This is a genomic window from Enterobacter sp. 03-F-07-AD-ECC (assembly GCF_047530935.1).
GTDB lineage: Bacteria > Pseudomonadota > Gammaproteobacteria > Enterobacterales > Enterobacteriaceae > Enterobacter > Enterobacter cloacae.
The window spans coordinates 290,732-316,531 of the sequence record NZ_JBLKBZ010000002.1; the positions used below are offsets into that span (position 1 = coordinate 290,732).

Annotated in this window: 23 protein-coding genes and 5 tRNA genes; 17 read left to right on the forward strand and 11 right to left on the reverse strand. The window is 53.1% G+C overall.

Annotated elements, in window-relative coordinates; all coding sequences use genetic code 11:
- Position 1: 1 nt before the first annotated feature.
- Positions 2-733, forward strand: coding sequence for a LytR/AlgR family response regulator transcription factor (locus tag ACMWKA_RS04195; RefSeq protein ID WP_013098180.1), 732 nt, complete (start codon positions 2-4; stop codon positions 731-733).
- A gap of 31 nt (positions 734-764) precedes the next feature.
- Here ACMWKA_RS04195 and glk read toward each other — a convergent pair whose 3' ends face one another.
- On the reverse strand, positions 765-1,730 hold the full coding sequence (gene glk, locus ACMWKA_RS04200; RefSeq protein WP_013098181.1) for a glucokinase: 966 nt from the start codon (positions 1,728-1,730) through the stop codon (positions 765-767).
- A 205-nt stretch (positions 1,731-1,935) separates the two neighbouring features.
- On the opposite strand from glk, the gene ACMWKA_RS04205 reads away from it, so the two are divergent.
- Entirely contained in the window at positions 1,936-3,171 is a 1,236-nt protein-coding gene (locus ACMWKA_RS04205; RefSeq protein WP_029881751.1) for an ion channel protein, read from the forward strand.
- On the opposite strand, the gene ipdC is transcribed toward ACMWKA_RS04205, so the two are convergent.
- Complete coding sequence (gene ipdC / locus ACMWKA_RS04210) at positions 3,172-4,830, reverse strand: indolepyruvate decarboxylase (protein WP_058682342.1); 1,659 nt, start codon at positions 4,828-4,830, stop codon at positions 3,172-3,174.
- Between the two features lie 184 nt (positions 4,831-5,014).
- Here ipdC and mgrA point away from each other — a divergent pair, with 184 nt between their 5' ends.
- Entirely contained in the window at positions 5,015-6,013 is a 999-nt protein-coding gene (gene mgrA / locus ACMWKA_RS04215) for an L-glyceraldehyde 3-phosphate reductase (RefSeq protein ID WP_038984364.1), read from the forward strand.
- A gap of 125 nt (positions 6,014-6,138) precedes the next feature.
- Positions 6,139-6,501 carry a DUF2502 domain-containing protein gene (locus tag ACMWKA_RS04220; RefSeq protein WP_050861133.1) on the forward strand — a complete coding sequence of 121 codons (363 nt, stop codon included), beginning with the start codon at positions 6,139-6,141 and terminating at the stop codon, positions 6,499-6,501.
- A gap of 34 nt (positions 6,502-6,535) precedes the next feature.
- On the opposite strand, the gene ACMWKA_RS04225 is transcribed toward ACMWKA_RS04220, so the two are convergent.
- A complete protein-coding gene (locus ACMWKA_RS04225) occupies positions 6,536-7,774 on the reverse strand; it encodes an Nramp family divalent metal transporter (RefSeq protein WP_414760015.1) in 1,239 nt (412 codons plus the stop codon).
- 349 nt (positions 7,775-8,123) lie between these two features.
- Here ACMWKA_RS04225 and ACMWKA_RS04230 point away from each other — a divergent pair, with 349 nt between their 5' ends.
- Complete coding sequence (locus ACMWKA_RS04230; protein ID WP_013098187.1) at positions 8,124-9,311, forward strand: NupC/NupG family nucleoside CNT transporter; 1,188 nt, start codon at positions 8,124-8,126, stop codon at positions 9,309-9,311.
- A gap of 44 nt (positions 9,312-9,355) precedes the next feature.
- Here the strand turns inward: ACMWKA_RS04230 and ACMWKA_RS04235 are convergent, their stop codons facing one another.
- From ACMWKA_RS04235 to ACMWKA_RS04245, 3 genes are all read right to left on the reverse strand, one after another.
- Entirely contained in the window at positions 9,356-11,545 is a 2,190-nt protein-coding gene (locus ACMWKA_RS04235; RefSeq protein WP_047352191.1) for an EAL domain-containing protein, read from the reverse strand.
- A gap of 214 nt (positions 11,546-11,759) precedes the next feature.
- Positions 11,760-11,835 (reverse strand) — tRNA-Ala (locus ACMWKA_RS04240).
- Between the two features lie 41 nt (positions 11,836-11,876).
- Positions 11,877-11,952, reverse strand: a tRNA-Ala gene (locus ACMWKA_RS04245).
- A 217-nt stretch (positions 11,953-12,169) separates the two neighbouring features.
- Here ACMWKA_RS04245 and ACMWKA_RS04250 point away from each other — a divergent pair.
- Together ACMWKA_RS04250 and ACMWKA_RS04255 are read left to right on the forward strand one after the other, a co-directional pair.
- Positions 12,170-12,532, forward strand: coding sequence for a YfeC-like transcriptional regulator (locus ACMWKA_RS04250; RefSeq protein WP_020690601.1), 363 nt, complete (start codon positions 12,170-12,172; stop codon positions 12,530-12,532).
- A 1-nt stretch (position 12,533) separates the two neighbouring features.
- Positions 12,534-12,929 (forward strand): YfeC-like transcriptional regulator, encoded by a 396-nt coding sequence (locus ACMWKA_RS04255; RefSeq protein ID WP_013098190.1) that lies wholly within the window; start codon positions 12,534-12,536, stop codon positions 12,927-12,929.
- Positions 12,930-12,972: 43 nt separating this feature from the next.
- Here ACMWKA_RS04255 and gltX read toward each other — a convergent pair whose 3' ends face one another.
- On the reverse strand, positions 12,973-14,388 hold the full coding sequence (gltX, locus tag ACMWKA_RS04260; RefSeq protein WP_414760016.1) for a glutamate--tRNA ligase: 1,416 nt from the start codon (positions 14,386-14,388) through the stop codon (positions 12,973-12,975).
- Positions 14,389-14,646: 258 nt separating this feature from the next.
- Here gltX and ACMWKA_RS04265 point away from each other — a divergent pair.
- From ACMWKA_RS04265 to ACMWKA_RS04280, 4 genes are all read left to right on the forward strand, one after another.
- Positions 14,647-14,722: transfer RNA gene (locus ACMWKA_RS04265), tRNA-Val, on the forward strand.
- A 42-nt stretch (positions 14,723-14,764) separates the two neighbouring features.
- A tRNA-Val gene (locus ACMWKA_RS04270) sits at positions 14,765-14,840 on the forward strand.
- 4 nt (positions 14,841-14,844) lie between these two features.
- Positions 14,845-14,920 (forward strand) — tRNA-Lys (locus ACMWKA_RS04275).
- 189 nt (positions 14,921-15,109) lie between these two features.
- Positions 15,110-15,451: a FlxA-like family protein gene (locus tag ACMWKA_RS04280; RefSeq protein WP_013098192.1), complete on the forward strand. Its 342-nt coding sequence runs from the start codon at positions 15,110-15,112 to the stop codon at positions 15,449-15,451.
- On the opposite strand, the gene ACMWKA_RS04285 is transcribed toward ACMWKA_RS04280, so the two are convergent.
- Positions 15,448-16,383, reverse strand: coding sequence for a LysR family transcriptional regulator (locus ACMWKA_RS04285; protein WP_013098193.1), 936 nt, complete (start codon positions 16,381-16,383; stop codon positions 15,448-15,450). The two genes, ACMWKA_RS04280 and ACMWKA_RS04285, sit on opposite strands and share 4 nt — an antisense overlap.
- Before the next feature lie 89 nt (positions 16,384-16,472).
- Between ACMWKA_RS04285 and ACMWKA_RS04290 the strand changes: the two genes are divergently transcribed.
- Positions 16,473-17,468 (forward strand): bile acid:sodium symporter family protein, encoded by a 996-nt coding sequence (locus ACMWKA_RS04290; RefSeq protein WP_029883927.1) that lies wholly within the window; start codon positions 16,473-16,475, stop codon positions 17,466-17,468.
- On the opposite strand, the gene ACMWKA_RS04295 is transcribed toward ACMWKA_RS04290, so the two are convergent.
- The 3 genes from ACMWKA_RS04295 to zipA all read right to left on the reverse strand — a co-directional run bounded on the left by ACMWKA_RS04295 (position 17,465) and on the right by zipA (position 20,753).
- Entirely contained in the window at positions 17,465-17,680 is a 216-nt protein-coding gene (locus ACMWKA_RS04295) for a DUF3820 family protein (RefSeq protein ID WP_003861328.1), read from the reverse strand. The genes ACMWKA_RS04290 and ACMWKA_RS04295 overlap by 4 nt on opposite strands.
- Before the next feature lies 1 nt (position 17,681).
- Complete coding sequence (gene ligA / locus ACMWKA_RS04300; protein WP_013098195.1) at positions 17,682-19,697, reverse strand: NAD-dependent DNA ligase LigA; 2,016 nt, start codon at positions 19,695-19,697, stop codon at positions 17,682-17,684.
- A 69-nt stretch (positions 19,698-19,766) separates the two neighbouring features.
- The gene (gene zipA / locus ACMWKA_RS04305) at positions 19,767-20,753 is read right to left on the reverse strand and encodes a cell division protein ZipA (protein WP_023622070.1); all 987 of its coding nucleotides are present in this window, start codon (positions 20,751-20,753) and stop codon (positions 19,767-19,769) included.
- Between the two features lie 230 nt (positions 20,754-20,983).
- Between zipA and cysZ the strand changes: the two genes are divergently transcribed.
- The 5 genes from cysZ to crr all read left to right on the forward strand — a co-directional run bounded on the left by cysZ (position 20,984) and on the right by crr (position 25,777).
- Positions 20,984-21,745: a sulfate transporter CysZ gene (gene cysZ, locus ACMWKA_RS04310; protein ID WP_013098197.1), complete on the forward strand. Its 762-nt coding sequence runs from the start codon at positions 20,984-20,986 to the stop codon at positions 21,743-21,745.
- A 163-nt stretch (positions 21,746-21,908) separates the two neighbouring features.
- The gene (gene cysK / locus ACMWKA_RS04315; protein ID WP_013098198.1) at positions 21,909-22,880 is read left to right on the forward strand and encodes a cysteine synthase A; all 972 of its coding nucleotides are present in this window, start codon (positions 21,909-21,911) and stop codon (positions 22,878-22,880) included.
- A 317-nt stretch (positions 22,881-23,197) separates the two neighbouring features.
- Positions 23,198-23,455: a phosphocarrier protein Hpr gene (gene ptsH, locus ACMWKA_RS04320; protein WP_000487600.1), complete on the forward strand. Its 258-nt coding sequence runs from the start codon at positions 23,198-23,200 to the stop codon at positions 23,453-23,455.
- Positions 23,456-23,499: 44 nt separating this feature from the next.
- Positions 23,500-25,227 (forward strand): phosphoenolpyruvate-protein phosphotransferase PtsI, encoded by a 1,728-nt coding sequence (ptsI, locus tag ACMWKA_RS04325; RefSeq protein ID WP_013098199.1) that lies wholly within the window; start codon positions 23,500-23,502, stop codon positions 25,225-25,227.
- Positions 25,228-25,267: 40 nt separating this feature from the next.
- Positions 25,268-25,777 (forward strand): PTS glucose transporter subunit IIA, encoded by a 510-nt coding sequence (gene crr, locus ACMWKA_RS04330; protein WP_003861316.1) that lies wholly within the window; start codon positions 25,268-25,270, stop codon positions 25,775-25,777.
- Positions 25,778-25,800: the final 23 nt, after the last annotated feature.

Sequence of the window (25,800 nt, forward strand, 5' to 3'; positions counted from 1 at the left end):
CGTGAAAGTGATCATTGTAGAAGATGAGTTTCTGGCTCAACAGGAGCTGAGCTGGCTCATCAAAACGCACAGTCAGATGGAGATCGTGGGCACGTTTGACGATGGTCTGGACGTGCTGAAGTTTTTGCAGCATAACCGCGTTGACGCCATTTTTCTTGATATCAACATTCCGTCACTGGATGGCGTATTACTGGCGCAAAACATCAATCAGTTTGCCCATAAGCCGTTTATTGTTTTCGTCACCGCCTGGAAGGAGCATGCGGTTGAAGCCTTCGAGCTGGAGGCGTTTGACTATATCCTTAAGCCTTACCAGGAGTCGCGCATCGTCACCATGCTGCAAAAGCTGGAGGCCGCGTGGCAACAGCAGAACGCCCCTGTCACCGCAAGTCCCGCAGTACGTGAGAATGACACGATTAACCTGGTGAAGGATGAACGTATCATCGTGACGCCGGTTAACGATATCTACTATGCCGAAGCCCATGAAAAGATGACGTTTGTCTATACGCGGCGGGAATCGTACGTGATGGCGATGAACATTACCGAGTTTTGCAGCAAGCTGCCGACAGCGCATTTCTTCCGCTGTCACCGCTCGTTTTGTGTGAATTTAAACAAGATCCGCGAGATCGAGCCGTGGTTTAACAATACATACATTTTGCGCCTGAAGGATCTTGATTTTCAGGTGCCAGTGAGCCGCAGCAAGGTCAAAGAGTTCCGCCAGTTAATGCACCTGTAAATCCCCTCTCCCGCAAGAGAGGGGCTGGGTTTTAGAGGATCTGGCCGAGCACCTGACGCAGGTGGGCGCCCGAGCCAAGTAAACCCGGGTTGTCGTGCACAATCAGATAAACAGGAATGTCTTGCACGTAGCTTTTAAAACGTCCTTTGTCTTCAAACCCGCCGCGGAAGCCTGACGCTTTGAAGAACTCCAGGAAGCGCGGCACAATGCCACCGGCAATGTAAACACCACCAAAGGTGCCGAGCGTAAGCGCCAGGTTGCCACCAAAACGCCCCATTATCACGCAGAACAGCGACAGTGCGCGACGGCAGTCGATGCAGCTGTCTGCCAGTGCGCGCTCGGTCACGTCTTTCGGCTGCAGATTTTCCGGCAGACGGCCGTCAGACTTCACAATGGCACGATACAGGTTTACCAGCCCCGGGCCGGAAAGCACGCGCTCAGCCGACACGTGGCCGATCTCAGCGCGTAGCTCTTCCAGAATAATGCCCTCTTCTTCGCTGTTCGGTGCAAAGTCCACGTGGCCACCTTCACCCGGCAGACTCACCCAGCGCTTATCAACATGAACCAGATGCGAAACGCCCAGCCCCGTGCCGGCACCGTAAACGGCAATCGGCTTGCCTTCTACCGGTGCAGTACCGCCAAACTGAGTCAGGTGCTCTGGCTTCAGCATCGGGATGGCCATCGACACCGCAGTAAAGTCGTTGATGATTTCCAGATGTGCAAAGCCGAGGTTCTTTTTCATCTCGGCGATGGAAAATGCCCAGGTATGGTTGGTCATCGCGACCCAGTCGCCGGTAATCGGGCAGGCAATCGCGATACAGCCATCGTCAACGCTGACCTTGTGCTCTTCCAGATAGACGCGTACAACGGCCTCAAGGCTGGGGTAATCCAGCCCTGAATAGGTTTTCGCCTGGGAAATTTCACCGCTACTTACATCGCATAATGCCAGGCGCGCGTTAGTGCCGCCCACATCTCCTACCAAAGCATACTTTGTCATTCTTCTACTGCTCCGCTAAAGTCAGAATAAATCTTTGGAACACTGTAAATTCAAGGCGTGATAACAACAACGACCGGAAGGTGAATGCCCCGGGATTATCGATCTTCGTCACAGAATAACTTTACCGTTTCAGCACCTTTTGCACTATTGCCACAATGCTGATTGTGCAAAGTAACGTAATACCTTTTTGTACAAGGAAATTATCATGCTCCACCCGCGAGCCAGAACCATGCTGTTGCTGGCAATCCCGGCCTTAATTATTGGTATTGTCTCAAGCCTGGTGCTTATCGTCGTGATGAAAGTCGCCTCGGTGCTGCAAACGATGTTATGGACTGCGCTTCCGGCTCAGGTGGGTATCAGCGTTGATTCGCCGGCATGGATCATTATGATGCTGACCCTGACGGGGGTTGCGGTGGGTCTGGTGATCCGCTTTAGCCCAGGGCACGCCGGGCCTGATCCGGCGCTGGAACCGCTGATTGGTGCTCCGGTCGCACCTGCAGCGCTGCCAGGACTTATTATCGCGTTGATTATCGGTCTGGCGGGCGGCGTTAGTCTGGGGCCGGAACACCCGATCATGGCGGTCAACATCGGTCTGGCGGTGTATCTCGGTTCACGCATTTTACCTCGCGTCGGGGCCCTGGACTGGACGATTCTGGCATCGGCCGGCACCATTGGCGCGCTCTTCGGCACGCCGGTCGCGGCCGCGCTGATTTTCTCGCAGACGCTCTCCAGCAATAACGACGTGCCGCTCTGGGATAAACTCTTTGCGCCACTGATGGCTGCTGCGGCTGGTGCGCTCACCACCAGTCTGTTTTTCAATCCACACTTCTCGCTCTCCCTTCCCCACTACGGCCAGATGCAGATAGCCGATATCTTCAGCGGTGCGGTTGTGGTCGCTATTGCCATTGCGCTGGGGATGATCGCCGTATGGTGTCTGCCGCGTCTGCACCGGCTGGTGCATAAGCTCAAACATCCGGTGCTTATCCTCGGGGTCGGCGGATTGATCCTCGGCATTTTAGGAGCCATCGGCGGTAAGGTAACGCTGTTTAAAGGTCTGGATGAGATGCAACAGCTGGCCTTCAGTCAGGTGTTTAGCGTGTCCGATTATCTGCTGTTTGCGCTCATAAAGCTGGCTGCGCTGGTGGTGGCGGCAGCGTGCGGTTTCCGTGGCGGCCGGATCTTCCCGGCGGTCTTTGTTGGCGTCGCGTTGGGGCTGATGCTGCATGAACATGTGGATGCGGTTCCGGCGGCGATTACCGTCTCTTGCTCAATTCTGGGGCTGGTATTGGTGGTGACACGTGATGCCTGGCTGAGCCTGTTTATGGCCGCGGTGGTGGTTCCGGATACTACTCTCATCCCGTTACTTTGCATTGTGATGTTGCCCGCCTGGCTCCTGCTGGCGGGCAAACCGATGATGATGGCCTGGCGTAACGATAAGTGATCAGGCGTTGTTACGCGCTTCCAGCGCTTTGGTAATCGCCCCTAACAGCGGCGGGATATCCGCTTTGGGTAGCATCACTTCAATCAGTGATAGTCGCTCGTGGTGTGCCACTTTTTCGAGCACCTCCGCCAGCTGTTCCGCTTCACTGACCCGCCAGCACTGTGCCTGAGGATCCAGGCTCAGAGCCTGCGGAATTTGCGTCCAGTTCCATAAGGCAATGTCGTTATAGCGCTGTTCCGGTCCGTGAATGGCCCTCTCTACGGTGTACCCTTCATTGTTGAGCACCAGGATAATGGGGTGCTGTTTATCACGCAGCATCGAGCCCAGTTCCTGAATGGTCAACTGCGCGGCGCCATCCCCCGTGAGCACAATGACGCGCCGGTCTGGACAGGCGGTTTGGGCACCATACGCCGCGGCCAGGGTGTAGCCAATGGAGCCCCACAGCGGCTGGACGATAAAATTCACGTCTGCCGGCAGACGCAGATCGATCGCACCAAAGGCTGACGTCCCCTGGTCGGCAAGAATAATGTCACCCGGGCGAATAAAGGTTTGCAGGGTGCTCCAGAAATTCTCCTGAGTGAGCGAGCCCTCGGATTGCGGGAAGGCGATACCGCTGTGAGAGACTGGCACCAGGGTATCGTGGACATACTGTTTGCAGAGAGCCACCAGCGTCTCGATCGCGTCAGACATAGGGATACCGGTAAACCAGACATCCCCCACCCGTGCGGCATGGGGCTGCACTTCTATCGTTTGCGCCTGCGTCAGCTGATGGGTAAACCCCGCCGTCAGGGTATCAGTAAAACGCGTGCCAATGCACAGTACCGTATCCGCCCCTTCGATGGCCTCTTTTACCGCCCCGACGCTTGCCGAACCACTGTACGTGCCATAAAAACCGGGCTGGCGTTCGTCAAAAATGCCCTTGCCCATCAGCATGGTGGCGTGGGCAATGGGCACCTCTTTCACCCATTTCTGCAGGGCATGTTTCATGCCGTGGCGCATGACCAGGAAATCGGCCAACAGCGCGGTACGCTTGCTTGTTTTCAGCCTGCTCTCGGCGGCGTCTCGGAACGCTTTCAGGCAGGCGTTATCGGCATGCGCGGTCTTAAACGTGAGAGCGTTTACAGGCGGCGTGGCTGATTTTTTAGCCACATCAGCAGGCAGCATCAGGTAGCCTGGACGTCGCTCCCGCAGCATGGTTGTTAACACTCTGTCGATTTCGTAGCAGGCATTTTGTTCGGTCAGGATCGCCTGCGCGACCGTGATCGGTTCACTCATATGGTAGAAGTGGCGGAACTCACCATCACCCAGCGTGTGGTGCAGCAGCTCCCCTTTTTGCTGTGAGGCCGTGCCCGGTGCCCCCACAATGTGTAACACCGGAACATGCTCGGCAAAGCTGCCGGCCATGCCGTTCATGGCACTTAATTCCCCTACGCCAAATGTTGTCAGCAGCGCGGCAAAGCCCTTACATCGGGCATATCCGTCAGCGGCATAAGATGCGTTTAGCTCATTGGCACAGCCCACCCAACAGATATCCGGGCTGTCGATGACATGATCGAGAAACTGCAGGTTATAGTCGCCCGGCACGCCAAACAGATGATCGGCACCACAATCTGTGAGACGGTCCAGCAGGTAATCGGCGACGCAGTACGGGGTTCGCATAACAGGTGTCCTTCTGACGTTGACCTCACTTTGAGTATTAAATAAGCGTGATGGCTGTCCAGAAATGGCAGAAAGAAGAGTATGGAAAGAATGCTTTACAAAAAAGGCTGCGCTATGCTCTGTTTTTTCGCATCAGTGTAAACGCATACACTGTTCTTACTTTTTAGCGCCAGAGGTCATGAGAATGCACTATCAGCCAGATAAAAACCGTTATCAGACAATGCTGTATCGTCGCTGTGGGCAAAGTGGCGTTAAATTACCCGCCGTCTCTCTTGGGCTCTGGCACAACTTCGGTGACGCCACGCTTATCGAAAACAGCCGTCAACTTTTACAGCGCGCGTTTGATCTTGGTATTACACACTTCGACCTTGCCAATAACTATGGTCCGCCTCCCGGTTCCGCCGAGCGCAATTTCGGCCGCATTTTGCAGGAAGATTTTCTGCCGTGGCGCGATGAACTGATCATCTCGACGAAAGCGGGTTATACCATGTGGGACGGCCCTTACGGTGACTGGGGATCGCGCAAATATCTCATCGCAAGCCTGAATCAAAGTCTGAAACGTATGGGGCTGGAGTATGTCGATATCTTCTACCACCACCGTCCAGACCCGGAAACGCCGCTGCAGGAGACAATGAAAGCGCTTGACCATCTGGTGCGTCAGGGGAAAGCCCTGTATGTCGGTTTGTCCAATTACCCGGCAGAGCTTGCACGGCAGGCTATCGACATACTCCATGACCTCGGCACGCCGTGTCTGATCCATCAGCCTAAATATTCAATGTTTGAACGTGCGCCGGAAGCGGGCTTGCTGGACGTTTTGCAGGAAAAAGGTGTCGGCTGCATTCCGTTCTCGCCGCTGGCGGGTGGTCAACTGACCGATCGTTATCTGAACGGCATTCCGGCGGACTCCCGTGCCGCGAGCGGGAGTAAGTTCCTGAACCCGGATCAGATAACCCAGGAGAAACTGGAAAAAGTCAGAAGACTGAACGCGCTGGCAGAAAGCCGGGGACAGAAGCTGTCTCAGATGGCGCTGGCCTGGATTTTACGCCACGAGGCGGTAACTTCCGTACTGATTGGCGCCAGTAAAACCGGGCAAATAGACGATGCAGTGGGCATGCTGGAGAACCGCCATTTCACGGCGGAAGAGCTGGCCACCATTGACGGGATCCTGAATAGCTCAAAATAAATCCTGTTTTAGCAAAAAGTGCTATCACGTCTGAATTCGGAGTTGAGGCGATGAAACGAGGCTTTTCTAACTCGTAAAATTGCGTTAACAGGCCCCCTAAGGCCCCGATCGTGAAGGAGAAGAGTATGTTCAGGTCACTGATTCTTGCAGCGGTATTACTGGCTTCGGCCCCGCTGGTCGCCACTGCTGGCGAAATCACCCTGTTGCCATCAGTAAAATTACAAATTGGCGATCGTGACGACTACGGCAGATACTGGGACGGTGGCTACTGGCGCGACCGTGACTACTGGCACCGTCACTATGAGTGGCGCGGCGACCGCTGGTGGAAACATGATAATGGTTTGCACCGCGGCTGGTACAAAAACAACGCCTACGAGCGTGGTTATCGCGAAGGCTGGAACGACCGTGATGACCGCCGTGGCGGCTGGGATCGCGGCGGTAAAGGTCGCGGTGGACATGGCCACGGCCACGGCCACGGTCGACACTAATCATAAAAAAGGAGCCTCCCGGCTCCTTTTTCTTTTATAACCCCAATGCCGTGCCTATCAGTAACCACAGGTTCAGCGCCACTACCACAACCACGATGACCCATCCGGTCCGTTTCACCAGCGTGGTGTTAACCAGTTCGCCCATCAGATGTTTGTTGCTGGTAAAGATCAGCAGCGGCACCAGCGCAAGTGCGATCCCGAAGCTCAGCAGCACCTGGCTCATGACCAGAATGCGTGTTGGATCCAGCCCCATCAGGATCACCACAAATGACGGCAACATTGTGACGGTGCGACGTACCCACAGCGGTATATGGAAACGGACGAACCCCTGCATGACCACCTGCCCGGCCAGTGTTCCCACCACCGTAGAGGAGAGACCTGCCGCCACCAGGCTTAAGCCAAATATGGTCGCAGCCGCATGGCTCAGTAACGGCTCCAGCGTCAGATAGGCCTGATCGAGATCGGCAATGCCGGTGTGACCGTTAAAGTGGAACGCTGCGGCAGCGGTAGCCATCATCGCCAGATTCACAAAACCGGCAATCGTCATGGCGATAGCCACATCCCATTTGGTTGCGGAATAGCGTTCTTTGCGCGTCCCCCCGTGCAGGTGCTGGGTTAACGAGGAGTGAAGGTAAATCACATGTGGCATGATGGTCGCCCCCAGCACCCCGGCAGCGAGGAACACCGCTTCAGAGGTTGGCAGGCTTGGGATCACCATCCCTTTACCGAGCTGCGCCAGGTTAGGCTGCGAGAAAATCAGTTCGACAATATAGGCCGCAGCGACAAACAGCAGCAGGCCGCCGATGACTTTTTCCAGCGGTTTTTGCCCCCGACGCTGCAGCATCAGAATAAGGAAGGTGGCAATGCCGGTAAGCACCGCCCCCTGCAGCAGTGATACGCCAAGGATCAGCTTGAAACCAATTGCCGCACCAATGAATTCGGCGAGATCGGTTGCCATCGCAATGATTTCCGCCTGGATCCAGTACAACCATACCACCGGGCGCGGGTAATGATCACGGATCTGTTCCGCCAGGTTTTTACCGGTGGCAATACCCAGTTTCGCGGAAAGCATCTGAATCAGCATAGCCATCAGGTTAGCCCAGACAACCACCCACAGAAGCTTATAGCCAAAGCTGGCCCCGGCCTGAATATTGGTCGCAAAATTGCCTGGATCGATATAGCCAATGGCAGCGATGAACGCAGGTCCCATTAATGCGAACCGCAACTTGCGCGCTGCTCTGCCACTGCTACCCTCTACGCGACTGTTTGTCATTTCTGCCTCTGAAATATAGCCTTTGCTATGTTTAATGCTATCAAAATGAGAATGATTATCAAGATCATTTGTAACGGTTGCAGTGATTTCTCTGATAGCTTTGAACGATAGACAGGCGGGTAAGCGGGGGCGCTCTAACAGAAACCGAAATCGCGCGCTCTTTTGTGAAGACTAGCACACAAACTTAACTTTTCACTCATTTACCTAACATAACAAAAATGTATTGTGGATCACTATTTTTGAGACTCGTCACAGGATGTAACTATAGTGTGTCCTTGATCTCGTTTTCTTTTCGGTTGTTACATAGAATGTGCACGAAAATTAAACCTGCCTCATATTTGGAGCAAATATGGACCGCGTCCTTCACTTTGTCCTGGCACTCGTTGTCGTTACTGCGCTTGCGTTGCTGGTCAGCCATGACCGTAAAAAAATCCGCATTCGCTTTGTTGTTCAGCTTCTCGTTATTGAAGTTTTGCTCGCGTGGTTCTTCCTGAACTCCAACGTGGGGCTTGGCTTCGTAAAAGGCTTCTCCGAAATGTTCGAAAAACTGCTCGGATTCGCTAACGAAGGGACGAACTTTGTCTTCGGTAAAATGAACGACGAAGGGCTGGCGTTCTTCTTCCTGAAAGTACTTTGCCCAATCGTCTTCATCTCTGCGCTGATTGGTATTCTGCAACACATCCGTGTTCTGCCGATTGTGATCCGCGCCATTGGTACCGTACTGTCCAAAGTTAACGGTATGGGTAAGCTGGAATCATTCAACGCCGTTAGCTCCCTGATTCTGGGCCAGTCAGAGAACTTTATCGCGTATAAAGATATTCTCGGCAAGATGTCCCGTAACCGTATGTACACCATGGCCGCAACAGCAATGTCCACCGTTTCCATGTCTATCGTGGGCGCGTATATGACCATGCTGGAACCAAAATATGTGGTTGCTGCTCTGGTGCTGAATATGTTCAGTACCTTTATCGTGCTGTCACTGATCAACCCATACCGTGTTGAGGAAGGCGAAGAGAACCTGCAGATGGCAAATCTGCACGAAGGTCAGAGCTTCTTCGAAATGCTGGGTGAATATATTCTGGCGGGCTTTAAAGTGGCGATTATTGTTGCCGCGATGCTGATCGGCTTCATCGCCCTGATCTCTGCCCTGAACGCCCTGTTCGCCGCGGTTCTGGGCATCTCCTTCCAGGGCATCCTGGGCTACATCTTCTACCCTGTTGCATGGGTGATGGGTGTCCCTGCTCACGAAGCGCTGCAGGTTGGCAGTATCATGGCGACCAAACTGGTTTCTAACGAATTCGTTGCAATGATGGATCTGCAGAAAATCGCCAGCACGCTCTCTCCACGTGCGGAAGGCATCCTGTCCGTGTTCCTGGTTTCCTTCGCGAACTTCTCGTCCATCGGTATCATCGCCGGTGCGATTAAAGGTCTGAACGAAGAACAGGGTAACGTTGTTTCTCGCTTCGGTCTGAAACTGGTTTACGGCTCAACGCTGGTGAGCGTACTGTCAGCGTCTATCGCAGCACTGGTACTGTAACCCGTCACGTTATATGAGAACCGGGAGCCTGGCTCCCGGTTTTTTTATGCCTGCAGTGCGTCAAGCGGCGTCGGTTTGCCTATCAGGTATCCCTGCAGGTAATCCACACCAAAACGCAGCAGCATGTCGCGTTGCGCCGGCGTCTCCACATATTCTGCCACCACACTCAGTGATTTGGTTTTTGCCAGATTACAAATCGACTGCACAATCATCGCGTCCATGTCGTCGGTACAGATATCTTTAACAAAGCAGCCATCTATTTTAATGATATCCGCCTGAAGGCGTCTGAGTCGTTCGTAGTTGGCATAGCCGGTACCAAAATCATCAATCGCGATACGGAACCCACGATCCCGCAGCTGCTGAAGATTTTTGATACTGCTGCCAGAGTTCGAGAAGGCCTGCTCTTCCGTGATCTCAAGGACAACGTCCTGCGGCGCGATACCATAGTGTTCGAACAACGCGCTAATCTCGGTAGCCACCTCTTTTTGCATCAGCGTCAGAGGCATCAGATTGACAGAAAAGCGAGTGCCACCCTGCGACGCAGGATGATCGCGCAACCACAACAGCAGTTTTTCCAGCACGCACATATCAAAGCGGTGGCTCAGGTTAAACTGGGCAATCAGCGGGATGAAGCGGTCAGGCGTGATAATCTCACCCTCGCTTTCCATGCGCGCCAGTATTTCGTAATAACCGCTGCCGTCCGCTTTTTGGATTGGCTGGGCATATAAATGAAACTGACCGGCATCCAGGGCATGTTTGATACGCGCTAACATCAGCACCCGTTCTGTGGTTTGCCCCGACGCGGCCTCCAGGCTATTGGTGAGCGCGAGTACGTTATGCGCTCCGCATGACTGCTCGGCCAGCCAGCTCAGTTGGCCCAGCGTATGGTGCAAGTTCTCGCCGTTTTCAACCATTCCCCAGGATGCGCCAAACTCGATATCCAGCCCCGTGTTGTTCCAGTAAATTTTTCGGCTGTTTAATTGATCGACCATATGCTGCAGCCGTTCAGCGGTTTCAGGCCCCAGCAATACAATGACCAGCTCGCTGCCTGGCAACTGGAAGAGCTTCTCATCTTTCTGCAACAGCGGCTGCAGGGAGGTGGTTACCCTACGTTTGCAATGCACCCGCATGAGAATGCCGTAGTGGCGGCTTAAAAATTCCAGGTTGTCCATCCGCAGGCAGCAGATTTTTGCATCCGGCTGAGCCTGAAGAAACTCTTCCAGCGCCCGAATATTCGGTAAACCGGTCAGCGGGTCGGTCAGCGCCCTGTCCTGCCAGTCCTGCTTCAACCAGTTGCTTCGCTGGTAGAGCCGCGACATGTAAAGCAGACAGATAGCGAAAGAGATCAGCACAGACAGGATAAAGGAGAGTGAATGCCCAGATTCGACGCCATTAAGGAAGTTGTAGTTATAGGTCAACAGCAGCAGAGCGGATGCAGCCCACAGTAAAGAGATGAGCGCATAGCTGAGGCGACTGATACCTAGCGTAAAGAGAATAAAAATGACTGGCATTAAATAGCCAGCAATAACCGGTGACTCAAATGGCGCACATAACACGGCAAGGGTGAAAATTAAAAAAGCCAGCCAGATGAATACATACAAAGATTTTTTATGAAAAAACACTGGCTTCACGCTCCGCAGCCAGAAGGTTCTGACATAGCGGGGATTAATTATCATTCTTAATGGATAATAGAACATCATGGTGAAAATCAATGCTGCGCATATCAAGCTTTGAATATCAACGATGTTATAAATTACGGTGCCTTCGCCAAAGAATGTTGAGATAGTCACGGGAAAATCAAATAAAAAGCCAGCCAGATACATCAACCCTTTAATGCCTATCGGCACCATAAAGCCCAGCCAGAATATACGTTGCCCAATGTGTTTGTTCGGCACGCAGTGACGCCAGCGCTTGCCCAGCACAAGGCGCAGGACGCCACAGGCAGCAAAAACAGAAAACGTCTGACAGATCAATAATACTAAATATTGTAGTGGTGCTAAATTAATATTGTAGATGTTAGCAATAGTGAAACTTAAAAGAATGGGAATGATTGCCCGACGCCCAAATAACAAAATCACGGCCAGCATAACGCTTAACGGCAGCCATGCCAGATAAACATCATGACCATTTACTATAGCGCGTGGAGAGATATAACGGGAAAAGGGCACCGTAATCAAACACAGTGCCAGAGCAATCATAAATATCTTTACATTATTGTAAGTTTTTCTATTCATTAAGTTGGATAATCTGTTTTACCATGCAAATTATTGGCCGGACGGATAATAGGTTTATTAATTGCTCGAATCAAGTTGAAGTCCATTTATAGACTCGTTTATTGATTTGGATTGAGGCGAGGTATAGGAATGCTGCTAATTTGGCAACAAAAGAGGGTGAAGGTCGTTACAAAGACATAAAAAAACCCCCGTCTTTCGACGAGGGTTCAAATTTTGGTGGAGCTAAGCGGGATCGAACCGCTGACCTCTTGCATGCCATGCAAGCGCTCTCCCAGCTGAGCTATAGCCCCACATGTTACTTTACTTACCCTACTCTGTTGGGTTCAGAGTTTGGTGGAGCTAAGCGGGATCGAACCGCTGACCTCTTGCATGCCATGCAAGCGCTCTCCCAGCTGAGCTATAGCCCCATCGTAAAGCTGTCATGTTGACGGGCGGCATAATATGAATTCCGCTGCGGAGTGTCAACGGCAAAATCAATCACTGCCGTTCAATCGCCGAAAAATCATGCAAATGAACCACTTTGCGAGCCGCCTCGCAGTCAGGAGTTAAGCCTGTCACGTTTTCACCTAAAACGGTGCTATAAAATGAACCGTTAATTGACCCCACAAATATTCAGGAAATTGTATGATCAAGGAACGAATGACGCCAGAAGAGTTAGCCCTCCTCACTGGCTATAGCCGCCAGACCATCAATAAATGGGTACGCAAAGAGGGTTGGATTACATCGCCAAAACCGGGAGTTCAGGGCGGGAAAGCGCGCCTGGTACATGTGAACGAGAAAGTGCGTGACTTTATCCGCAGCGCGCGCCGGGCAACGGAAACCGCAGATATGCCGGAAAATGCGTTGCAAAACGGTTCTCTGCACACATTACTTCTGACGCTGGCGAATGAAATGACGCCGGAAGAGCAAAAGCAGATGACATCGCTGTTACTGCGGGAAGGGATTACCGGATTGTTGCAACGTTTAGGGATTCGCGACCATAACTGATATGAAAAGATTACGCAGCAAAATGACCACGGAAGAGCTGGCGAACAGCCTGGGTGTTGCCCGGCAAACCGTTAACCGCTGGATTCGTCAGCAGGGCTGGAAAACCGAAGGGATCAATGGCGTGAAAGGGGGACGGGCGCGGCTGATCCACATTGATGCTCGGGTGAAGGAGCATATCATGAACCTCCCGGCCATTCGCAACCGTCAGGCGGTTTACCACCTGGCAGAAGCAACGATGCCCTATGGCGATCCTGCGTCATCGAATCTGCTCGTGCAGATTGTCGACACGCTTGAAAACATGACGCAGCTGGAACAGGAGCGACTGCACGTGTTGCTAAAACGCGAAGGCATCAGCGGTTTTCTTACGCGCCTGGGTATTGCTGAATTACACGCATAAAAAAACGGCAGGTTACCCTGCCGTTTTTGCATCTCAGGCTGTTTTACTGCTGGTTTTCACGTTCAGCAATAAATCCCAGAGCCTTGTTAATGCGCGCCACGCTGCGAGACTTACCGATCGCGTGAACGGTAACATCCAGCGCCGGAGACTGACCCGCACCGGTCACCGCTACGCGCAGTGGCATACCTACTTTACCCATACCGACTTCCAGTTCGTCAGCGGTAGCCTGAATCGCATGATGCACATTCTCTGCGGTCCACTCAGTGAGGGCCGCCAGTTTGTCACGTACCACTTCCAGCGGCTGACGCGCAACAGGACGCAGATGTTTCTTCGCGGCATCCGCATCGAACTCATCAAACTCTTCATAGAAATAGCGGCAGCTTTCGGCGATCTCTTTCAGCGTCTTGCAACGCTCGCCGAGCAGTTTCACCAGGTCCGCCAGCTCAGGGCCAGTACGGGTATCAATATTGGCCTGCTCAATGTGCCACTGCAGGTAAGTCGCCACATATTCCGGCGGCATGGTATTGATGTAGTGGTAGTTCAGCCACAGCAGCTTGTCAGTGTTAAATGCACTGGCGGATTTGCTCACAGAGTTCAGAGAGAACAGATCGATCATCTCTTCGCGGCTGAAAATTTCCTGATCACCATGAGCCCAGCCCAGACGCACCAGGTAGTTCAGCAGCGCTTCCGGCAGATAGCCGTCGTCGCGATACTGCATAACGCTGACCGCACCGTGACGTTTAGACAGCTTTTTACCGTCGTCACCGTTGATCATTGAAACGTGCGCATAGACCGGAACAGGGGCATTTAACGCTTTCAGAATGTTGATTTGACGAGGGGTATTGTTGATGTGGTCTTCACCACGGATAACGTGGGTGATTTCCATGTCCCAGTCGTCAACCACCACGCAGAAGTTATAGGTTGGAGAACCGTCGGTACGGCGGATGATCAGATCGTCCAGCTCTTGGTTGCTGAATTCGATTGGGCCACGGATCTGGTCGTCAAAAATAACAGAGCCGTCCTGTGGGTTAGCAAAACGCACCACGCAAGGTTCATCAGCGGCATGCTCGCTGTGGTCATGGCGGCAGCGGCCGTCGTAACGCGGCTTTTCGCCGTTCGCCATCTGCTCTTCACGTAGCGCATCCAGGCGCTCTTTAGAGCAATAGCATTTGTATGCCGTACCCGCGACCAGCATCTCGTCAATTACCGCGTTATAACGGTCAAAACGTTTGGTCTGGAAGTAAGGACCTTCATCCCACTGCAGATTCAGCCAGTTCATCCCATCCATAATGGCTTCAATTGCTTCCGGCGTGGAGCGCTCGAGATCGGTGTCTTCAATACGCAGCACGAACTCACCTTTGTTGTGGCGTGCAAAAAGCCAGGAATAGAGAGCAGTACGTGCACCACCGACGTGCAGGTAGCCTGTCGGGCTGGGCGCGAAGCGAGTTTTGATTTTCATGAAATGGCCTTACGTTATAAAGATGCCGGCAATCGGCAAATCCTGGGGAAAAAACGATAGGCAATATTCTATCACTGTGCGGCGATTCCTCAATGTCGATCCCTTTATCGTGACCGAGTTTGCTTTTTTTGTTTAGAAATCATGCGCCACAGCCCATTTCACGATCGTTTTGTTTAATTTTACGACGAACGAATAAAAACTTTAGAAAATGCGTTGACTCATTTTCAACTCTCCCTATAATGCGACTCCACACAGCGGGGGTGATTAGCTCAGTTGGTAGAGCATCTCCTTTACACGGAGGGGGTCGGCGGTTCGAGCCCGTCATCACCCACCATCTACTTCACGTAGACTCGCAGTGTAGATAAGAATTGAGATTGGGCGATTAGCTCAGTTGGTAGAGCATCTCCTTTACACGGAGGGGGTCGGCGGTTCGAGCCCGTCATCGCCCACCATTTCGGGTCGTTAGCTCAGTTGGTAGAGCAGTTGACTTTTAATCAATTGGTCGCAGGTTCGAATCCTGCACGACCCACCAATGTAAAAAAGCGCCCTAAAGGCGCTTTTTTGCTATCTGCGATATAGATGATTCGAACCTGTCGAACAGAAGCTTCTTATCATAAGTCTGACCGCTCCAGCCAGCCTAACGCCCTGCCAGATATAGCAGTTTTCCTCAAGCTCCCACCATCGGTGCCGATATCTCTGTTTTATGGTAAGAGGAAAGACTATGACGACCATTCAGACATCAACCCACCCTATTCAAACCAGTAACAGTGGTGGGAGTGCTTCCAGTGGCAACGATATTGCTGCCCAAATCAGCCGCATCACGGAGCAAATCACCAAACTGACTCAACAGCTAAAAGAGCTGCCAGAGAGTGCCGGCAGCCCGGAAGAGAAGAAAAAACAGCAGGAGCTCATTCAGGCACAGCTTAAAGTGCTGCAGACACAGCTTGCACAACTATTGCGCCAGCAGGCGGAAGAGGCCCAGAAGAAACAAGATCAGAAGCAGGGCAAAGTGGAAGGCGTAAACAACCCATCAGATGTCAATCAGATCGATATTTACATCTAATCATCTGCAGCATTAAACAGTGGGTCGCGTATGCGGGCTTCGGTTAACCGTTGCGCCTGGATACGCACCACTTCCCAGATAGCCTGTGCCGCCCCCGAAAGAGAACGATTTTTTCGTCGAACCAGCATCAGCTTTCTGTCAACCACCGGGGTCAACCGTCTTACAGCCAGCCGGCTCCCCTGTGGCAACGGCAGCGCCAGGGCAGGCAATACGCTGATCCCAATGCCTGCCTCAACCATAGGAAACAGCGTAGCCGGGTGACCAATCTCCTGCACGATGGTTGCTTTTACCCCCTGAGCATTCAGCGCGGAGTCAATCAACGGACGGCTGCCCGATGCATAATCCTGTAAAACCAGTTTCGCGCCCTGCAGCGTCTGCCAGCTGACATGAGGCAGCATTGCCAGCGGATCGTCGTCCCGACAGAGCAACAAAAAAGGCTCAGAAAGCACAATCTCACACTCCAGGTCACTCACCTGGCCGGGATCGATGACGATGCCAAAATCCACATCGCCCTGGCGGATGCTCTCCAGTACCCACTGTTGCGGCCTGTCGTGCAGCACAAAATCGATATCCGGATAGCGCTGGTTACCCTCAGCAATACACTGCGGAATAAGATGCGCCGAAATCGTCTGGCTCGCCGCCACCCGTACGGTGCCAGAAAGCTGCTGCCCCAGTCTCCCGACATCCCTGAGCGTGCTGTTCAGTTCATCCAGTAACCGCTCCAGTCGCAGCGCCAGCTGCTGTCCGGCTTCGGTTAATACCACTTCACGCGTGGTGCGGTCGAGTAGACGCACACCTGTCTGGAGTTCCAGTTCTTTCACACTGTGGCTGACGGCCGACTGGCTCAGGCCAATGATCTCCCCTGCCCGGCTGAAGCTGCGGGCATGGGCCACGGTGACAAAAACGCGAAGCTGACGTAAGGAATAATTCATCTGTTTAATTCATGAATAGATGCAATAAATCAATTTTATTTCTCAAAGGGAACAAAGCACAATAGCGACATCTGTTTTCAGGAGTCATTATGAAACTATTTCGTATTCTTGATCCGTTTACACTTACCTTGGTCGTCACTGTTTTACTGGCCTCCTTCTTCCCCGCGCGCGGCGGTTTTGTGCCATTCTTTGAAGGACTCACCACCGCGGCCATCGCGCTGCTGTTCTTTATGCACGGCGCCAAACTCTCCCGCGAAGCCATTATCGCAGGGGGAAGCCACTGGCGACTGCACCTGTGGGTCATGTGCAGCACCTTTATACTGTTCCCGATACTCGGCGTACTGTTTGCGTGGTGGGCTCCGGTCAATGTTGACCCGGCGCTCTATACCGGTTTCCTCTACCTCTGTATTTTGCCAGCCACCGTCCAGTCCGCCATTGCCTTTACTTCGCTGGCAGGCGGCAACGTCGCGGCCGCTGTCTGCTCGGCATCGGCATCAAGCCTGTTAGGGATTTTCGTCTCGCCGCTGCTGGTTGGCCTGCTGATGAATATGCACGGTGCAGGCGGTAATCTGGAGCAGGTCGGGAAAATCTGTCTGCAGCTGCTTCTGCCATTTGTCCTTGGTCATCTTTCTCGTCCGTGGACGGGGGCGTTTGTGGCGAAGCACAAGAAATGGATCTCAAAAACCGATCAGACGTCGATCCTGCTGGTGGTTTACTCCGCCTTCAGCGAAGCCGTGGTGAATGGTATCTGGCATAAGGTGGGCGCAGGCTCGCTGCTGTTTATCGTAGTGGTCAGTATCGTCCTGCTGGCGATTGTCATTGCGGTAAACGTCTTTGTGGCACGCAAGTGCGGCTTCAACAAAGCAGACGAAATCACCATTGTGTTCTGCGGCTCGAAGAAGAGCCTGGCAAACGGCATCCCGATGGCCAACATTCTGTTCCCGACCTCGGTGATTGGGATGATGGTACTGCCGCTGATGATTTTCCATCAGATCCAGCTGATGGTCTGTGCAGTACTGGCGCGTCGTTATAAACGTCAGACGGAAAAACTGGCGCAGGAAGAGACCCGCGCCGCGAAGGCTTAAGGACGTTTCAGGGGCTGAACCAGCTGGGTCAGCCCCTCGGTTTTAATCAGTAGCGTGATGGCCATCAGCTCGCCCAGTCGTCCCGCCGGGAATTCATCCTTTCGGGCAAACCACAGAAGGTACTCTTCCGGCAAATCAATCAGCCTGCGGCCCTTATATTTACCGAACGGCATCTCTGTATTGGCGATCTCGACGAGCTGCTCTTTTTCCACGTTACTCTCCCAACAGACGCATCATTTCTGCTTCATCGATTACCTCAATCCCGAGCTCCTGCGCTTTTGCAAGCTTGGAACCGGCGGCTTCCCCGGCGATCACCAGATCCGTTTTCTTCGACACGCTGCCCGCCACTTTTGCCCCCAGCGCCACCAGACGCGCCTTCGCATCATCCCGTGAAAGCTGGCTGAGACTGCCGGTCAGTACTACCGTTTTACCGGCAAACGGGCTGTCGATCTCTTCGGCGTTGACGACGACTGGCGCAGGCCATTTAATGCCCTGCTCCAGCAGTTTTCCGATGACGTCGCGGTTGCTCTCTTCGGCAAAGAAGTTAAAGACGTGCGTGGCCACCACAATGCCGACATCAGGCACTTTTTGCAGCTCCTCAATGCTCGCTTTTTCCAGCGCGTCCAGCGTGCCAAAGTACGCCGCCAGACCTGCTGCGGTGGCTTCCCCAACCTCACGAATACCAAGCGCATAGAGGAAACGGGCAAACGTGGTCTCTTTGGCGGCTTCCAGCGCATTCACCACATTCTGAGCCGACTTCGGCCCCATGCGGTCAAGACCGGTCAGCTTACCCGCCGTCAGTTTGAAAAGATCCGCAGGCGTATGGACATACTCTTTCTCAACCAGCTGGTCGATAATTTTGTCGCCCATGCCGTCAACGTCCATTGCCCGTCGGGAAACGAAGTGCTTGAGTGACTCTTTACGCTGCGCACCACAGATTAATCCCCCGGTACAGCGAGCCACCGCTTCGCCTTCCACACGCTCTACGTCTGAGCCACATACCGGGCAATGCGTCGGAAACACGATGGCGCGCGTATCATCAGGGCGTTCTGACTGAACCACGTTGACCACTTGCGGGATCACATCTCCCGCCCGGCGAATCACCACTTTGTCACCAATACGCAGGCCAAGACGATCGATTTCATCCGCGTTATGCAGCGTGGCGTTGCTCACCAGCACACCGGCCACGTGTACTGGCTCCAGACGCGCAACCGGCGTGATGGCTCCGGTACGACCCACCTGGAACTCCACATCGCGGACAAAGGTCATCTGCTCCTGGGCCGGGAATTTAAACGCCACAGCCCAGCGTGGTGCTCGCGCCACAAAGCCTAGCTGCTCCTGAAGCGCAAGCGAGTTAACCTTGATCACCACACCATCGATATCAAAACCGAGCGTCGGGCGGTCTTCTTCAACCTTGCGATAAAACGCAAGAACCGCCTCCGGTGAGTCGCAAAGCTGCACGCGGTTGCTGACCGGCAAGCCCCACGCTTTAAACTGCAGCAAACGCCCGAGGTGGGTGTCCGGCAGCTCCCCTCCTTCCAGAATACCGACGCCATAGCAGAAGAAAGTAAGCGGTCGCTTCGCGGTAATACGCGGGTCCAGCTGGCGTAAAGAGCCTGCCGCCGCGTTGCGCGGGTTCGCAAATACCTTCCCACCGGTGCGACGCGCCTCTTCGTTGATTTTCTCGAAGCCCGCCTGCGGCAGGAAAACTTCACCGCGCACTTCCAGACGAGCAGGAATATTGTCGCCGTGCAACTTCAGCGGGATCGCGCGGATGGTACGCACGTTGGTGGTGATGTCTTCCCCGGTAGTGCCATCACCGCGCGTTGCGGCACGGACCAGCACGCCGTTTTCGTAGAGGATGCTGACGGCCAGGCCATCCAGCTTCAGCTCACAGCACCAGGTCAGGGCGTCGCTGCTTTTGAGTCGATCCTGCACACGCTTATTAAAGGCGAGAAAGCTCTCTTCATCGAAGACGTTATCCAGAGAGAGCATCGGCACTTCATGACGTACCTGGCTGAACGCACCTAGCGGTTCAGCGCCGACACGTTGGGTTGGGGAGTCCGGGGTGATCAACTCCGGGTGCTGCGCCTCTAAATCGCGCAGTTCACGCATCAGGCGATCGTACTCCGCATCCGGCACTTCCGGTGCGTCCATCACATGATAAAGATATTCATGATGGCGAAGCGTGGTTCGCAGTTCAGTGATTTGTTGTTCGATTGAGTCCATATCGCACCATCAATGAGAAAAAACCCCCGACAGGCGGGGGTTGAGGAGGAGTTGAAGAAAACGCGTCGATTACGCGTTGGCTTCCTTAACTTCGCGGATGCGGTCCTGATACTCGCGCAGTTTCTGCGGCGTCATCATGCGACGCTGGTCGTCGAGCACCACACCACCCACTTCGTCAGCGATGTGCTGAGCGGACTGCAGCATCAGCTTAAAGTTTTGCAGTTCATCACCGTATGACGGAACCTGCATAAAGATCGTCACGCCCGGCGTCACGAAATCGCCCGTCATTTCAGGGTCGAAGGTGCCAGGGTTAACCATGTTGGCCAGGCTAAACAGCGCCGGGCCGCTACCGTCCGGGCTCAGGTGGCGATGGAAAATATTCATGTCGCCAAACTTGAAGCCAGCCTGTTGAATACTGTTAAGCAGCACGTCACCGTTCAGATGGCTGCCGTGATGGGCGGCCACGTTCATGATGATCACCGCTTCTTTACGCTGCGGTTTTTCAACAACCGGTTCTGGCTCTACAACGGGCTCTGGCTCAACCTGCGGTGCCGGGGCTGGCTGTGGTGCAGGCTGCGCCTGAACAGGCTGTTGCGGCGGTTGCTGTACCGGCTGAGCAGGCTGCGGTTGTACAGGCTGCTGCACGGGTTGCTGTGGAACCGGCTGCGGCGCAGCTGGCTGCTGTTGAACAGGCTGCTGCGGCGGCTGACGCACCGGCTCTTCCACAGGCTGCGGCGCAGGCTGGCGCGGCTGTGCAGAAGCATACGGCGGTTGATACTGGTGCTGCGCAGTACGGGGGGCTTCATGCTCCCCATGAGCCGCGCCGGGCGCAGTATTGACCCGATGAACACGAACTTCACCCACGCCGTCGTCATCGCGATCGTCGATGTCATATTCACTGTCATCGTCGTCACGACTGGACTTCATGCGCTTCAGTGGGCGATCGCGAAACATAGAAGAACGCTCTTTACGGCTGGTCCAGAAACCATGTACCAGTAAAGCGATTATGGCGATCGCGCCAACAATGATTAATATCAGACGCAAATCCTGCATCATTATATTCTCTGTTGTTCTAACACCTTGCCACCACGGCAAACATTTACTCACTAAGAGTATTTGCCGTTTACGTCAAGTGCAAGTGTGTGCAGAGCATTCACAGCATAAAGATGAACTAAATCGTGCTTTTTGCTGTTTTTTCGAACATTTCCGAACTGGTCATTGGTCCGTAACTGGATAATATAGGCGGGCAATTCCACTGGTTGTGAAAAAAGGAGTACAGCCTGGTTATGGTTTCAACATCTTCTTCTCCCCCACGCAGCGGCGTCTGGTATTTTTCTCAGGGCTGGAAACTGGTCTCCCTGCCGGGTATTCGACGTTTCGTCATTCTGCCCTTGCTGATCAACATTATTCTTATGGGCGGCGCCTTCTGGTGGCTTTTCACGAAGCTTGAAAGCTGGGTCCCGGCCATGATGAGCTATGTGCCTGACTGGCTGCAGTGGCTGAGCTATCTGCTGTGGCCACTCGCGGTGATTTCTGTGCTGTTGGTGTTCGGCTATTTCTTCTCAACGATCGCCAACTGGATTGCGGCGCCGTTTAACGGCCTGCTGGCGGAACAGCTCGAAGCGCGTCTGACAGGTGCCACGCCACCGGACACGGGCGTACTGGGGATCATGAAAGATATTCCGCGCATCATGAAGCGCGAATGGCAAAAATTCGCCTGGTATCTCCCCCGTGCAATTGTACTGCTTCTCCTTTATCTGGTGCCCGGTATCGGCCAGACGGTTGCGCCCGTGCTGTGGTTCCTGTTCAGCGCCTGGATGCTGGCTATTCAGTACTGCGACTACCCGTTTGATAACCACAAGGTGCCCTTTAAAGAGATGCGCACCGCGCTGCGCACGCAGAAAGTGGCCAATATGCAGTTTGGCGCGCTTACCAGCCTGTTCACCTTGATCCCCTTCCTTAATCTTTTCATCATGCCCGTTGCGGTGTGCGGCGCAACGGCAATGTGGGTCGACTGCTACCGTGCTAAGCACGCGTTATGGAAGTAATGCAAAAATGTGTAAACAAGGGATGGCTTATGCTATCCCTTATTCCATACTGATCCCCATTATTTCCTTGCAGTATATAGATATGCGAATTCCTTACTTCCCCCTACCTGCTTAGCAGGTATGCTGGGTCGGTATCCCAATTTCATACAGTTAAGGACAGGCCATGAGTAAGATTTATGAAGACAACTCGCTGACTATCGGTCATACGCCCCTGGTTCGACTGAACCGTATCGGTAATGGACGCATTCTGGCGAAGGTCGAATCCCGTAACCCGAGCTTCAGCGTAAAATGCCGTATCGGTGCAAATATGATTTGGGATGCCGAAAAACGTGGCGTGCTCAAGCCAGGTGTTGAGCTGGTGGAGCCTACCAGCGGCAACACCGGTATTGCGCTGGCCTATGTGGCTGCGGCGCGTGGCTATAAGCTGACGCTGACCATGCCTGAAACCATGAGCATCGAACGCCGCAAGCTGCTAAAAGCGCTGGGCGCAAACCTGGTGTTGACCGAAGGCGCGAAAGGCATGAAAGGTGCCATTCAGAAAGCCGAAGAGATTGTTGCCAGCGATCCGGCGAAATACCTGCTGCTTCAGCAGTTCAGCAACCCGGCAAACCCGGAAATCCACGAGAAAACCACCGGGCCTGAAATCTGGGAAGATACCGATGGCCAGGTTGATGTGTTTATCTCCGGCGTGGGTACCGGCGGTACGCTGACCGGTGTGTCACGCTATATTAAAGGCACGAAAGGTAAAAAAGACCTGATCACCGTGGCCGTTGAGCCGACCGACTCGCCGGTTATCACCCAGGCGCTGGCGGGTGAAGAGCTCAAACCGGGCCCGCACAAGATTCAGGGTATCGGCGCAGGCTTTATTCCGGGTAACCTGGATCTGAAGCTTATCGATAAAGTCGTCACGATCACGAACGAAGAAGCCATCTCGACGGCACGCCGCCTGATGGATGAAGAAGGTATTCTGGCCGGTATCTCTTCCGGCGCGGCCGTTGCGGCGGCGCTCAAACTTCAGGAAGATGAGTCCTTTACCAACAAGAATATTGTGGTTATCCTACCTTCGTCAGGTGAGCGTTACTTAAGCACTGCACTGTTTGCCGATCTGTTTACCGAGAAAGAACTGCAACAGTAATGCCAGCATGTTAATAACGCGTAAAAAAGCACCTTTTTAGGTGCTTTTTTGTGGCCTGCTTCAAAGTTTTACCCCTCCTAGCATTGATTCACCCCGTTGGGTCTGGTATTTAAACCAGCAATTATTTTGATGCGTGAAATTAATCAGCGAACGAAATACCCTTGCTGAATCGATTTTATGATTTGGTTCAAGTCTTGCTTTCGCTGCATAATGTTTAATGACGATCGAAACGTCAGCGCTAACAATACAGGCTAAAGTTCAGTCGCCAGGCTAGACTTTAGTTCCACAACACTAAACCTATAAGTTGGGGAAATACAATGTTCCAGCAAGAAGTTACCATTACCGCTCCGAACGGTCTGCACACCCGCCCTGCTGCTCAGTTTGTTAAAGAAGCGAAAGGCTTCACTTCTGAAATCACTGTGACTTCCAACGGCAAAAGCGCTAGCGCAAAAAGCCTGTTCAAACTGCAGACTCTGGGCCTGACTCAGGGCACCGTTGTCACTATCTCTGCTGAAGGTGAAGACGAGCAGAAAGCAGTTGAGCATCTGGTAAAACTGATGGCTGAGCTCGAGTAAGTTTCCGGGTTCTTTTAAATATCAGTCACAAGTAAGGTAGGGTTATGATTTCAGGCATTTTAGCATCCCCGGGTATCGCTTTCGGCAAAGCATTGCTGCTGAAAGAAGACGAGATCGTCATCGACCGGAAAAAAATTTCTGCCGACAAGGTTGATCAGGAAGTTGAACGTTTTCTGAGCGGTCGTGCCAAGGCATCTGCGCAACTGGAAGCAATCAAAACTAAAGCTGGCGAAACTTTCGGTGAAGAAAAAGAAGCTATCTTCGAAGGGCACATCATGCTGCTCGAAGATGAGGAGCTGGAGCAGGAAATCATAGCCCTGATTAAAGATAAAGGCATGACGGCCGACGCGGCTGCGCATGAAGTTATCGAAGGTCAGGCATCTGCCCTGGAAGAGCTGGACGATGAATACCTGAAAGAGCGTGCGGCTGACGTACGTGACATCGGTAAGCGCCTGCTGCGCAACATCCTGGGTCTGGCCATCATCGATCTGAGCGCGATTCAGGACGAAGTGATCCTGGTTGCCGCTGATCTGACCCCGTCTGAAACCGCACAGCTGAACCTGAACAAGGTGCTGGGTTTCATCACCGACGCCGGTGGCCGTACCTCCCACACCTCAATCATGGCGCGTTCTCTGGAACTGCCTGCCATCGTGGGTACCGGTAACGTCACCACTCAGGTGAAAAACGACGACTATCTGATTCTGGATGCCGTAAATAACGTGGTTTACGTCAACCCAACTAACGATGTGATCGAGCAACTGCGTACCGTTCAGGAGCAGGTTGCCACCGAGAAAGCGGAACTCGCTAAACTGAAAGACCTGCCAGCCATCACGCTGGACGGCCATCAGGTAGAAGTGTGCGCTAACATCGGTACCGTACGCGACGTCGATGGCGCTGAGCGCAACGGCGCGGAAGGTGTGGGTCTGTATCGTACTGAATTCCTGTTCATGGACCGTGACGCCCTGCCAACTGAAGAAGAGCAGTTTGCGGCGTACAAAGCGGTGGCTGAAGCCTGTGGCTCTCAGGCCGTTATCGTCCGTACCATGGACATCGGTGGCGACAAAGAGCTGCCGTACATGAACTTCCCGAAAGAAGAGAACCCATTCCTGGGCTGGCGTGCAGTGCGTATCGCCATGGATCGTAAAGAGATCCTGCGTGACCAGGTGCGTGCGATTCTGCGTGCCTCTGCTTTCGGTAAGCTGCGCATTATGTTCCCGATGATCATCTCTGTTGAAGAAGTGCGTGCACTGAAGAAAGAGATCGAGATCTACAAACAGGAACTGCGTGACGAAGGTAAAGCATTTGACGAGTCAATTGAGATCGGCGTAATGGTGGAAACACCAGCAGCCGCGACCATTGCGCGTCATTTAGCCAAAGAAGTTGATTTCTTTAGTATCGGCACCAATGATTTAACGCAGTACACCCTGGCAGTTGACCGTGGTAATGATATGATTTCACATCTCTACCAGCCAATGTCACCGTCCGTACTGAACTTGATCAAGCAAGTTATTGATGCTTCTCATGCAGAAGGTAAATGGACTGGCATGTGTGGTGAGCTTGCAGGCGACGAACGTGCTACACTTCTGTTGCTGGGTATGGGTCTGGACGAATTCTCTATGAGCGCCATTTCCATCCCGCGCATTAAGAAGATTATCCGTAACACGAACTTCGAAGATGCGAAGGTGTTAGCAGAGCAGGCTCTTGCTCAACCGACAACGGACGAGTTAATGACGCTGGTTAACAAGTTCATTGAAGAAAAAACAATCTGCTAATCCACGAGATGCGGCCCAAATTACTGCTTAGGAGAAGATCATGGGTTTGTTCGATAAACTGAAATCTCTGGTTTCTGATGATAAGAAAGACTCCGGAACTATTGAGATTGTTGCTCCGCTCTCCGGCGAGATCGTCAACATCGAAGACGTGCCGGATGTAGTGTTTGCTGAGAAAATCGTTGGTGATGGCATTGCTATCAAACCAACTGGCAACAAAATGGTTGCTCCAGTTGACGGCACCATCGGTAAAATTTTTGAAACCAACCATGCGTTCTCTATCGAATCTGATAGCGGTATCGAACTGTTCGTTCACTTCGGTATCGACACCGTTGAACTGAAAGGCGAAGGCTTCAAACGTATCGCAGAAGAAGGCCAGCGTGTTAAAGTTGGCGACCCGGTGATTGAATTCGATCTGCCACTGCTGGAAGAAAAAGCCAAGTCTACCCTGACGCCGGTTGTTATCTCCAACATGGACGAAATCAAAGAGCTGATCAAACTGTCTGGCAGCGTCACCGTGGGTGAAACCCCGGTTATCCGCATCAAGAAGTAATTCTTGCCGCACAGAAAAATGGC

Coding starts and splice junctions, on each gene's coding strand:
- glk (WP_013098181.1), bottom strand. CDS start 1,730: ATGACAAAGTATGCTTTGGTAGGAGATGTGGGCGGCACTAACGCGCGC.
- ACMWKA_RS04205 (WP_029881751.1), top strand. CDS start 1,936: ATGCTCCACCCGCGAGCCAGAACCATGCTGTTGCTGGCAATCCCGGCC.
- ipdC (WP_058682342.1), bottom strand. CDS start 4,830: ATGCGAACCCCGTACTGCGTCGCCGATTACCTGCTGGACCGTCTCACA.
- mgrA (WP_038984364.1), top strand. CDS start 5,015: ATGCACTATCAGCCAGATAAAAACCGTTATCAGACAATGCTGTATCGT.
- ACMWKA_RS04220 (WP_050861133.1), top strand. CDS start 6,139: ATGTTCAGGTCACTGATTCTTGCAGCGGTATTACTGGCTTCGGCCCCG.
- ACMWKA_RS04225 (WP_414760015.1), bottom strand. CDS start 7,774: ATGACAAACAGTCGCGTAGAGGGTAGCAGTGGCAGAGCAGCGCGCAAG.
- ACMWKA_RS04230 (WP_013098187.1), top strand. CDS start 8,124: ATGGACCGCGTCCTTCACTTTGTCCTGGCACTCGTTGTCGTTACTGCG.
- ACMWKA_RS04235 (WP_047352191.1), bottom strand. CDS start 11,545: ATGAATAGAAAAACTTACAATAATGTAAAGATATTTATGATTGCTCTG.
- ACMWKA_RS04250 (WP_020690601.1), top strand. CDS start 12,170: ATGATCAAGGAACGAATGACGCCAGAAGAGTTAGCCCTCCTCACTGGC.
- ACMWKA_RS04255 (WP_013098190.1), top strand. CDS start 12,534: ATGAAAAGATTACGCAGCAAAATGACCACGGAAGAGCTGGCGAACAGC.
- gltX (WP_414760016.1), bottom strand. CDS start 14,388: ATGAAAATCAAAACTCGCTTCGCGCCCAGCCCGACAGGCTACCTGCAC.
- ACMWKA_RS04280 (WP_013098192.1), top strand. CDS start 15,110: ATGACGACCATTCAGACATCAACCCACCCTATTCAAACCAGTAACAGT.
- ACMWKA_RS04285 (WP_013098193.1), bottom strand. CDS start 16,383: ATGAATTATTCCTTACGTCAGCTTCGCGTTTTTGTCACCGTGGCCCAT.
- ACMWKA_RS04290 (WP_029883927.1), top strand. CDS start 16,473: ATGAAACTATTTCGTATTCTTGATCCGTTTACACTTACCTTGGTCGTC.
- ligA (WP_013098195.1), bottom strand. CDS start 19,697: ATGGACTCAATCGAACAACAAATCACTGAACTGCGAACCACGCTTCGC.
- zipA (WP_023622070.1), bottom strand. CDS start 20,753: ATGATGCAGGATTTGCGTCTGATATTAATCATTGTTGGCGCGATCGCC.
- cysZ (WP_013098197.1), top strand. CDS start 20,984: ATGGTTTCAACATCTTCTTCTCCCCCACGCAGCGGCGTCTGGTATTTT.
- cysK (WP_013098198.1), top strand. CDS start 21,909: ATGAGTAAGATTTATGAAGACAACTCGCTGACTATCGGTCATACGCCC.
- ptsH (WP_000487600.1), top strand. CDS start 23,198: ATGTTCCAGCAAGAAGTTACCATTACCGCTCCGAACGGTCTGCACACC.
- ptsI (WP_013098199.1), top strand. CDS start 23,500: ATGATTTCAGGCATTTTAGCATCCCCGGGTATCGCTTTCGGCAAAGCA.
- crr (WP_003861316.1), top strand. CDS start 25,268: ATGGGTTTGTTCGATAAACTGAAATCTCTGGTTTCTGATGATAAGAAA.